Source organism: Streptococcus sp. SM3 (assembly GCF_027497875.1).
The window spans coordinates 1-3,617 of the sequence record NZ_JAJNSA010000151.1; the positions used below are offsets into that span (position 1 = coordinate 1).

Here is a 3,617-nt window from a genome sequence, read left to right on the forward strand (position 1 = left end):
GGTCGAACTACTTTTCCTTTTTCTTCTAGCTGCTTGATAATATTGACAACATCATTTGCAGGAATTGCAAATCCCATTCCTTCTACTGAAGTTTGTCCGTTATTTGAAATTTTACTTGAGGTAATCCCGATGACTTGTCCTTGAATATTGATTAATGGACCTCCAGAGTTTCCTGGGTTGATGGCTGCGTCTGTTTGTAAGGCGCGTGTAGAGATATTTTGTCCATTATCGGCTTTCAATTTCACATTGCGGCCTTGGCTGGAAATAATTCCTTGGGTAACAGAATTAGCATAATCTGTTCCAAGAGGGCTACCGATCGCAATCGCAGTCTCACCAACCGTTAATTGGTTTGAATCTCCGAATTCAGCTACTGCCTTTGCTTTATCCGCACTGATGCGAACTACTGCAATATCAGAATAGACATCTGACCCAACTACTTCTCCGGGGACTTTATTACCATCTGCTAAAAGAATGTCTACTTTTTTAGCACCATTGATTACATGGGTGTTGGTAACAAGGTAGGCATATTTTCCTTCTTTTTTATAAATGACCCCAGAACCTTCACTAGAAATTTGTGAGTCAGAGTTTTCTTCTTTTTCAAATAGCCCTTGATTCGAAGAATCAGAATAAGTAATCACAGAAACCACAGCATTTTTCACCTTATCTACGGCCTCACTAGTTGAGGTTGTATTTTTATAAGCTGTTTTAACAGTGGTTGAGTGTACTTGCTTACTTTCAGTATTTGAAGTAGAAGAATGAGAGGTTTGTAAGGTTAAAAAGGTTCCAAGAATCCCACCTAGAAAACCTACAACGAAAATGAGGGTTATGTTTCCGAGTTTTTTCAGTAAATTAGATGAAGATTTCATATTTTCCTCCTAAGGATATCAAATTGTCTAAAGTATAGAAAAACTTTCTTAATTATATCTTAAATAACTAAAGTTATCCACAAATTGTGGATAAGTTGTAGAATTTAGTTGAGAAATGGCTTTAAAAAGGACTTTATAGAATAGATTTCCTTTCTATAGCTGTGGATTATTTGTGGAATTGAAGAATTATGCTACAATAGGGGAATGAAAATTAAATTGATAACCGTTGGAAAATTAAAAGAAAAATACTTAAAAGATGGGATCGCGGAGTATATTAAAAGGCTTGGTCGATTTGCAAAAGTAGAACAGGTTGAGTTAGTTGATGAAAAAACTCCAGATCGTGCCAGTCAACTCGAAAATCAACAAATCCTTGAAAAAGAGGGGGAACGAATTCTCTCTAAGATTTCAGATAAGGAATATGTGATTGTATTAGCCATCGAAGGAAAACAATTTCCTTCAGAGAAATTTAGTCAAACGATTGACCAGATTATGACATCTGGTTATTCAAACCTTACTTTTGTTATTGGAGGCAGTCTTGGTCTGTCTCCTGAAGTGAAAAAAAGAGGAAATCTATTAATGAGCTTTGGTCAATTAACTCTTCCTCATCAGTTGATGAAATTAGTGTTGGTGGAACAAATCTATCGTGCTTTCATGATTCAACAGGGGAGTCCTTACCATAAATAACCTTGACGCTCCTTCCTTTTTCTGCTAAAATGAAGTAAGTTCGGTCTCATAGCTCAGCTGGATAGAGCATTCGCCTTCTAAGCGAACGGTCGCAGGTTCGAATCCTGCTGGGATCAAATGAAAGATGCAGCTTTTGCTGCATCTTTTCTTTTATGTAAAAATGTATAAATTTTCATTATCTATTAATTTTTGTATACTTCACTATAGACAAAGAGTAATGGAATGATTTATTAGGAATATTTAAAAAAAGAACCAATAATCCCTATATAGTGCAAAGTGTAGATTATATAAATTGTGTAAAATAGTTTTCATTCATGTAACAAAAACATTACAATTTTACCTATTCCCTTTAATTTTAGGCTATTTTATATTATAATTTTTTGTATATAAAATTTTATTTTTTTATAATAATACTAGAGTATAATAAAATAGAAAAAACAAAGTGGGAGAGTTTGTGTGATTCAGTCATTAATCTTGTCTTTTCTCTTGGGAGGGATCATTGTTCTGACGTTTGCATTAGTGGACGAAAAAATCTATCAGGAACATCAATTTGCATTTATCTTTCTGCTGAGCACCTTTGTTCTTCTTTTTGAAAGTCTCTTAGTATTTTTAGATGTGACTTTATTTTCAAATATTCGACTCTCTGATTTAAATATGCTCTTATGGCCGGTTTATTTATATCCTTATTATCATTATGCCAATCGGACGAATCGCTTGTGCGCCATTTTTTATTCTTTTTTTACTTATTTAGCGGTTGAAGGAACAGCAACTTTTCTGACGATAATTGTCTCTTCAGTATTGGGGGATGCTGTTGTAGCAGCTTACTCGATTGTCTACAATATGTGTATTCGTTTGCTTTCTTTAGGAATCATTTTGAAGTTAATTGACCTATTTGAATTTGATTTCACTCCTTTTTATGAGAAAGAATTTGAAAAATATTTAAAGAGACTCATCTGTGTCTATTTTGCTATATTTGTAGTGATTAATTTTGCTTTATGGATTAGTGAACAAGCGCAATTTAAAAATTTTGGGAGTATGTTGGCAACGATTTGTTTTTTCTCTTTTGTAGTCAGCTTATTCCATATGAAAATCGAGCGAGATCAGTATCGTAAAAATTTAGAACTGGAGTATAAAGAATTTTCTGAGCAACAAATGAGTCGGTATATGGCTGAAATTCAAAGTCTCTATTCTATTGTTAGGGGATTTCGTCATGATTTGGGAAATTTAGTTATTTCTATGTCATTAGCTATTGAGGAAGAAAATATTCCAGAAATACAGAGAATCCATAGAGAAGTATTGGAAAAAGGTTATAAAGAGATCAATACAGAAGCATTATCAGGATTCAACTTGGTCAATATCAAAGATTCTGCTTTACGAAGTATTTTGATTCGAGGTTGGTTGGATGCAAGAGATGCTGGGGTAGAAATGACCTTTGAAACGAGTGAACCAATCGAGCAACTACCAGTTGATTTATTAGATATCGTGAGAATCGTTGGGATTCTAGTGACAAACGCTTTGGAAGCTTCAAAAGAAGCAGAAGAAAAGAAAGTTCATATTGCTATTTTCTCTATTTCAAAAATTGTTTACTTAGTGATTCATAATACAACAAATGAAATCACTTTTGATATTAGAAAAATATATGAAGAAGGCTATTCGACAAAAGGAGAAAATAGAGGACTAGGATTAAATAATGTGAGAAAAATCTTAGCAAATTATGGAACGATGTTTTTAGAAACAGAATTGCAAGGAAATCGTTTTTTACAAGTTTTGAAGATTGGAGGATACGAACAAGAATGAAGATTTTTTTATTAGAAGATGAGCTCTCTCAACAGATACGGGTAGAAAAACATATTGCAGAAATTGCTAAGGAATTAGAAATTAAACTTGAAGTGATTTCTACCGGTAAAATTTCGGAATTTGAAAATTATATCCAGCATTCGGATATCCACCAATTATATTTTCTAGATATTCATATCCAAGACAATGAGTATTGTGGGCTGGAAATTGCTCAAAAAATACGAGAAGCAAATCCTTATGCCATTATTGTTTTTATTACTACAAAATCAG

Annotated in this window: 3 protein-coding genes, 1 tRNA gene and 1 pseudogene; 4 read left to right on the top strand and 1 reads right to left on the bottom strand. The window is 33.3% G+C overall.

Going from position 1 to position 3,617, the window contains the following annotated elements; genetic code table 11:
* A partial coding sequence (locus PAN06_RS13270; protein WP_269796562.1) for a trypsin-like peptidase domain-containing protein occupies window positions 1-866 on the bottom strand: 866 nt, incomplete at its 3' end.
* 204 nt (window positions 867-1,070) lie between these two features.
* Here PAN06_RS13270 and rlmH point away from each other — a divergent pair.
* From rlmH to PAN06_RS13290, 4 genes and pseudogenes are all read left to right on the top strand, one after another.
* Entirely contained in the window at window positions 1,071-1,550 is a 480-nt protein-coding gene (rlmH, locus tag PAN06_RS13275) for a 23S rRNA (pseudouridine(1915)-N(3))-methyltransferase RlmH (RefSeq protein WP_003009233.1), read from the top strand.
* A gap of 42 nt (window positions 1,551-1,592) precedes the next feature.
* Window positions 1,593-1,666, top strand: a tRNA-Arg gene (locus PAN06_RS13280).
* A gap of 340 nt (window positions 1,667-2,006) precedes the next feature.
* Window positions 2,007-3,347 carry a GHKL domain-containing protein gene (locus tag PAN06_RS13285; RefSeq protein WP_195487232.1) on the top strand — a complete coding sequence of 447 codons (1,341 nt, stop codon included), beginning with the start codon at window positions 2,007-2,009 and terminating at the stop codon, window positions 3,345-3,347.
* A pseudogene (locus tag PAN06_RS13290) lies at window positions 3,344-3,617 on the top strand (DNA-binding response regulator); the annotation flags it as partial. The gene PAN06_RS13285 and the pseudogene PAN06_RS13290, both read left to right, overlap by 4 nt.